Annotated in this window: 6 protein-coding genes; 2 read left to right on the top strand and 4 right to left on the bottom strand. The window is 43.6% G+C overall.

All coding sequences use genetic code 11. The features are described from left to right. Window positions 1-87: 87 nt before the first annotated feature. Window positions 88-1,449: an erythromycin esterase family protein gene (locus SB775_RS24615; RefSeq protein ID WP_410863756.1), complete on the bottom strand. Its 1,362-nt coding sequence runs from the start codon at window positions 1,447-1,449 to the stop codon at window positions 88-90. Between the two features lie 483 nt (window positions 1,450-1,932). On the opposite strand from SB775_RS24615, the gene SB775_RS24610 reads away from it, so the two are divergent. Continuing rightward, the gene (locus SB775_RS24610) at window positions 1,933-2,511 is read left to right on the top strand and encodes a sensor domain-containing protein (RefSeq protein WP_410863760.1); all 579 of its coding nucleotides are present in this window, start codon (window positions 1,933-1,935) and stop codon (window positions 2,509-2,511) included. Between the two features lie 119 nt (window positions 2,512-2,630). Then, window positions 2,631-4,424, top strand: a complete 1,794-nt coding sequence (locus tag SB775_RS24605; RefSeq protein ID WP_410863755.1) for a response regulator — start codon at window positions 2,631-2,633, stop codon at window positions 4,422-4,424. Between the two features lie 128 nt (window positions 4,425-4,552). On the opposite strand, the gene SB775_RS24600 is transcribed toward SB775_RS24605, so the two are convergent. From SB775_RS24600 to SB775_RS24590, 3 genes are all read right to left on the bottom strand, one after another. Beyond that, complete coding sequence (locus SB775_RS24600) at window positions 4,553-5,326, bottom strand: sulfite exporter TauE/SafE family protein (RefSeq protein WP_410863753.1); 774 nt, start codon at window positions 5,324-5,326, stop codon at window positions 4,553-4,555. 42 nt (window positions 5,327-5,368) lie between these two features. Beyond that, window positions 5,369-5,833 (bottom strand): 2-thiouracil desulfurase family protein, encoded by a 465-nt coding sequence (locus tag SB775_RS24595; protein WP_061466262.1) that lies wholly within the window; start codon window positions 5,831-5,833, stop codon window positions 5,369-5,371. 210 nt (window positions 5,834-6,043) lie between these two features. Continuing rightward, window positions 6,044-6,286, bottom strand: coding sequence for a DUF2584 domain-containing protein (locus SB775_RS24590; RefSeq protein ID WP_089362659.1), 243 nt, complete (start codon window positions 6,284-6,286; stop codon window positions 6,044-6,046). Window positions 6,287-6,315 lie beyond the last annotated feature (29 nt).

The raw sequence follows: 6,315 nt of genomic DNA, 5'->3' as shown, positions 1-6,315 counted from the left end.
AAGCGAGCATCTGGAGGGGAAATCAACCACAACTCACTACCTGGTAAATAGCAACAAAGTATGTGAAAACAGCCTTTTTATTTCATATTACTTGATATGCGAAGGGGTCGTTTTTTGAATATGAACCATAATGTCGAATTGCTCTTGAAGGGAAACATCATCATCATATTGTGGTACGTTAGGAATGATCTGTGCACCGCCATCAAAGAATGGCTGCTTTTCTTTTACCCATTGCTGCGCGGCTCCATTCAATTTGCGAAGATCTAACAGGAACTGATCGTAATGAACTTGTCCAAGCATATGATTGGAGCTGTTCTCGTTCTTCTGAATGGTATCCGCTGCAATCTTATTTTCACTTAATGATATAAATGCTGTAAATTTGCCTTCCGTGGTGGTGGAGCCAATTGCTACATATTGATTACCTACACGTTCTTTCAGAAACTCCCCGGCGACTTTAGGATACATCTTCTCAGTGATGACACCTTTAGCTATGTGAATATTGTGCCCCCAAACCATCGTTTTTCCGCCAAATTTTTCTTGAGCCCAAACAGCGTGCTCAGCTAGATACTGATCATGCAGCTTCACCATGCTCGGATAGTCAGCCGGAATCACCATCTTCGTAAAATTCTCTATCACCTTAGTCGTTCCTTTCACCCAAGCTAGCTCGTGTGAATCAGTCTCATTATTCGACTTCGTTTTGTCTTCAAGTAATTTGACTACATTTTGCGCATTAGCCATATGCTTTTCTTTCACTTCAGTAGTCAGCTTCATATATTCCTGTAGATTACCTGCCACCGATGACAACTCTTTGTAGCTTTGCTCGACTTCCGGCAGCAAATCAGGATGATGCTCCTTTACATAGTTGATCACTTTATCGAAGACACTTTGATCCAGCATTTTTAAGTCGAGTCCGATAAATTGAATTTTCTTTTTATTTACAGGATCAGCGTTGTATTCCCGCATCCATTCTACCATAGCGACGATCTCATCATTTGGGTACAACAGCTTCAAAAACTCCCTAGGGTCGCCCTTTCCCGTTTGGATATACTCGTTCAGCTTTAAACCGTTGCCCCAATCCTCTTCAATCCCAAAATTGGTAAAGCCTAGCTCAGTGACCAAATACTTCACGAGGCGATGCTTCATCATAAAAATCTCCGAGCTTCCGTGAGTGGCCTCTCCTAAACCAACATAATTTGCATTCCCTATCATGTCTTTTAGCGGTTTTAAATCATCCAATGGTTGTTTCGGATCTGACGTCTTCAGTTGCTTCGCCTGCAATTCAAGTGATTTTGCAATACTATTTTGAGATATTTGAGCTGTCTCAACTGGTTGGGTTGTTCCTATTTGATCCGACTTTTCAGCTGGTCTCGTACTGCAACCTGAAGTTAGAATCGCTGCACTTAGCATTACGTCAACTCCACCGTAAATCATTTTCCTTCTTTTGCTCATGGTATTCACCTCATGGATTTTTTTGAAGTGCGACTCTTTCTGCATACAAGCATATTAGGTCGTCTTCAGCAGTCCAATTGTCAATCACTCACTATCATTTAAGCTAGTTACAAATCTACACTATTTCATATGACATGACATGCAATGCCCGCTAACGTATTGATCAGCGCCAACATGTCACAAAGAAAATGATGACATGTTGTCACTGGTGGAGATGACAGCTGTGCGGTTAGTATGGAGCAGTAGGCAACCGCGCCAACCTATTTTTTAAAGAGGTGCGGATTCACCTATAGAAAACCGTAGTCAAATCGCATTAACAACTTCAGAACAGTGTTTCCGTCTATGGCGTTTACTTTTTTTGCTGAGGTTGAGCAGGTTGGATATATTCCGAAAATGTCACATAACATTTTTACACTGGTTCGGTTGACGGAAGAAGCCAAATCATACAATACCGCTATTACACGGAGAGGAGCGATGGACCTTATGAAATCAGGTTTCATCCAAAATGGTTATTTTTTATTATTAACTTTCGTTACAGGTTTGTTTTACTTTTGCTTTTATATGGTAGCTCTGTCGTTCAGTTTAAGTCTTTCATTTATAGTAATCGGCATTCCACTATTTACACGAGTATTGCGAACTACGACAACCTTCATCCAATTCGAACGTACGCAGACGAAAATTTATACAGATATTACGACAGCACATTACGACAAAAAAATAACAACGGATGCACCGATTTGGGTTCATGCCAAATTAGAACTTACGGATCGTCGCAATTGGCTCGCCGTCTTTTGGTTAATGCAGAAGTTGGTGATCGGACTCGTCAGTCTCGTCAGCGTAGCCGTTCTCTATTTAACACCGCTTGCATTCCTGTTGGCACCCATTTTGTATCGATACATCGATATGAATGTCATTTTCATGCAAGTAGATACTTTTGCGAAATCACTCCTTATCATGGTTCTGGGAGCGGTGCTTGCCGCAATAAGCGTCAAGTTGGGTGACCGGTTGACGAAAACATTCGGAGGTTATACGCGAACCATGATTCAACAGCTAGACCGATAGCTACTTTTTTCCGACCTTTATGCAGGTGACGGAGCGTAACAGCCAATTATACACTGCACAAAGGTTTGGTTTATAATACTATAGGAAACAAACAGATAGCTGCTTAGGGGTTGAAAGAATTGTTGGAAATGGTCAAAAAATGGTTTTGGTATGATTGGATTATGCTTGGGCTCCGCCTTATTACTAGCGTTTCGCTCATTCTCACGACGATCAGATTTCAGGAAGGTCTAGCGCTGCCTTTATGGATCGTTATTTTTTGGGAGATTGCCGCTTTCTCCATTCCCTGGATTTGCTTGCTGCTCAACTACAAATATTATTTATTCACAGAGATACTGCTCTTTGGTGGGCTATGCGTACATTTAACCTCGTTGTTTCCGGAAGCATTCCCTTCATTTCTTGTATCAGTCTTTCAGATCGCAGCGAATAGCGCTCGTCTGTCTTATCATTGGACGGCACCGGCAACGGTCTTGGTAATACCCGGAATTTTTTATGTTGTTTCGCCAAATAACAGCTATTGGGTCATGGTCACCTACTACGGACTTGCTTATGTGATGGGATTCGCTTTTCATTTATTGACCGTCAATCATCGGCAAAATGAAACGATCCGCAAGCAAAACGCGGTGCTTGAGCAATATATGTCCCAAATCGAGCGTATTACGCTGGCAGAAGAGCGAAACAGGCTGTCGAGAGAGCTTCACGATACTATCGGTCATGCTTATACTTCCATCATCATGGGTATGGAAACGTTGCGCCCCGAGCTTGCTAACGAAACGGGTATACAGAGGCTGGATTCCTTGCTTGAGTTGGGCCGCAAAAGTATAGACGAAGTGAGGGGCTACTTGCATCAAATGGAGTCTCCTCAGCAGTCGCTTTCCTTGGTCCAATCCCTGCAAAACCTTGGAGATGAATTTCAGGAGCATGCCCGGGTCGAGGTAAGCTTCCGTGCGTTCGGAGAGGAGCCCCCACTGTCCCGACAAGCGAAAATGGCGTTCATTCGCTGCTTGCAGGAGTCGCTTACGAATGCTGTTCGTCACGGTCAGGCGACGGATATCACCGTTTCTTTGCAATTTGGGCACCAGGATACAAGGTTGGAGGTGCATGACAACGGAAGAGGGATGGAAGAATGGCGGGAGGGCTTCGGCATGAACGCGATGAAGGAGCGGGCCATGAATTTGCAAGGTCAAGTGGTCGTCTATACGAAACCAGGGGACGGTACGCTTGTCACCTGTACGTTGCCGCGACAAGCGGAAATGGAGAACGACCTTATTCAGCTGTTGATCGTCGACGACCAGCCGTTTATTCGGGAAAGTCTGCAGGTGCTGCTCGACAAGTACCAAGACTTGAACGTAGTCGGCTCGGCAGAGGATGGCGAACAAGCCGTCGACCTGTGCAGACGCCTCCAGCCTCACTTAGTGCTAATGGATTTGGATATGCCACGCATGAATGGAGCCGAGGCAACCAAAATGATCAAGCAGCAATGGCCGCATATTCGCGTATTGATTTTCACGACGTTTCAGGATGCGGAGCAAGCGTTGGACTTACTGCGCAGTGGTGCGGACGGCTTCCTGCTAAAATCAGCCGAACCGTTAGAGCTGGCCGATACCATCCGGCTTATTCACAGAGGAGGCACATTAATCGATCGAGGGATGTCCCATAAAATATTCAAGAAGCTCAATAAGAGCGTCGAATCTACGCAATTGAAAGCCACCAACGACTATGATCTGACTAACAGGGAAATAGAAATATTGCAGCTTGTTGCCAAAGGGCTCCGGTACAAGACGATAGCGTCCAAGCTGTATTTGTCGGACGGCACGGTCAGAAACTACGCCTCCTCGGCCTATATTAAGCTAGGAGTACGCAACAAGGAAGAAGCCGTCCAGAAAGCATTGGAGACCGGAATCATCGTTAGCTAGAATTCGAAGGACAAAACTGAAAGAACAGGCAACTGATTCTGAGAGAGCCATTCAATGGGACTTGAATTTCACAAAATGAATGTAAAAATGGCCGAAAATACGACTTGTATCTCCGGCCATCCTTTATTTCAGCCAAACACATGAAAATAATTCAAGACATTTTTTCCAATCAGCAGAATTGTGACGCAAATGAATAATAAACGCACATATGAAGCACCTTTCTTAATAGCAAAATTCGTTCCAACCAAGGCTCCTGCAACCATTGCAAGCCCCATCGGAATTCCATAGGCAAAATTGACGGTCCCCATTGATAAGAAAATGATAAGTGCGGCTATATTGCTTCCAAAGTTCAATATTCTTGCATTCCCAGCTGCCTGGACAAAATCAAACCCGATGATCAAAAATGAAAATAACAAAAAGGAACCTGTGCCTGGTCCAAGAAAACCATCATAAAAGCCAATGGCAAATATAATGGCAATCAAAAGAATCATTTTCTTCCGTTTCAGTCCTTTATACTTTGCATCTTTACCCCAATCCTTTTTTACCACCGTGTAAATCGCAACAATGACCAATAGGATCAAAATGAGGGGCTTTAAGATCTCTGCGGAAACGAAATGGACAACATATGCTCCTATTGCCGCTCCAGCCACAGTAATCGGAAACAGCTTGATGACGAATTTGAAATTGACTTTTCCAGCCCGAATGAATGAAATCGTACTCGTTAAAGAGCCCATTGTACCCGCCAGCTTATTGGTGGCAAGTGCCGCTGAAGGCGAAATCCCCGTGAACAATAAAGCCGGAATCGAAATTAACCCGCCTCCGCCAACAACGGAATCAATGAATGCGGCAATAAAACCTGCCAGTATTAAAAATAGCAAAGTATAGAGATTGATATCCTCCATATATTCCCCTTCTTTCATAAACACTCGCTAAAACGCCATTACTCATTTTTCAACCAGATGGTCGAATAACCTTTCCTCTGAAGTCACCGTAAACCCATGCCGTTTAAGCAAAGCCGCGGTTACTCCATTCCCTACCTTCTTGTTCCCCATGAAATCACCATTATAAATCGTCGCACTTCCACAGGATGGACTATTTTCTTTTAATACGACAAGCGTGGCTCCGACTTCCTTGGCTTTCAATAATGTAAGATTGGCTCCTTTTATGTACCATTCCGTTACATCCCGGCCAGACTTTTCGATTATCTTCGCTTTTCCATCAAGGACATCCTCACCTTCACCGCCAATTATCTCAGCAGGTTCCCTAGGCGTCGAAAAACCCCCAAGCAACTCAGGGCAAACCGATATAGCCTTTTTCTCCCTCATTAATTCCAGAATCCTATCATCCAGGCTGTGTGTACCATTGTATCTCACCTCAAGACCTGCTAAACAAGAACTCACCAAAATCATCAAATCACCCCAGCTCATGCTTTTTACACCATTTTACCATTCCTTTTGCATCTTCATTTCGAATATTGACCATCAACCAGAACTTTGCGGTGACGGAAGATAAGTCGTTGGTCGATTTAGCGCGTAGGTCATTAATGCTAAAATTCCGCCAACCAAATCAACAAAAAAAAGCGCTTGCAGCGAAATGAATTCTCTGCAAGCACTTATCTATTAGTTAGTCGAGTTCAATGATAGTAGTTGGTACGTAATGATGGTTTTTCCACTGGTCCATTCAACTTTTTGGATAACAGCTGTTCCGCTTGAATCAGATTGAATCGTTTTGCGGACATCGATTGGGATATCGATCGGGTATAACCGGTAACCTTCTTTCGACAGCCGAAAAATATTTTCTTCTTCACGGGTTTCGTTTCCTTTTGTAACGATCATGGTATTGAGTTCCATAGGCATGCCCATGTGTATTTCCTCCTCTTGCAAATATACTT

Source organism: Peribacillus sp. SIMBA_075 (assembly GCF_046534585.1).
This window is presented reverse-complemented; position numbering and strand designations above follow the sequence as displayed.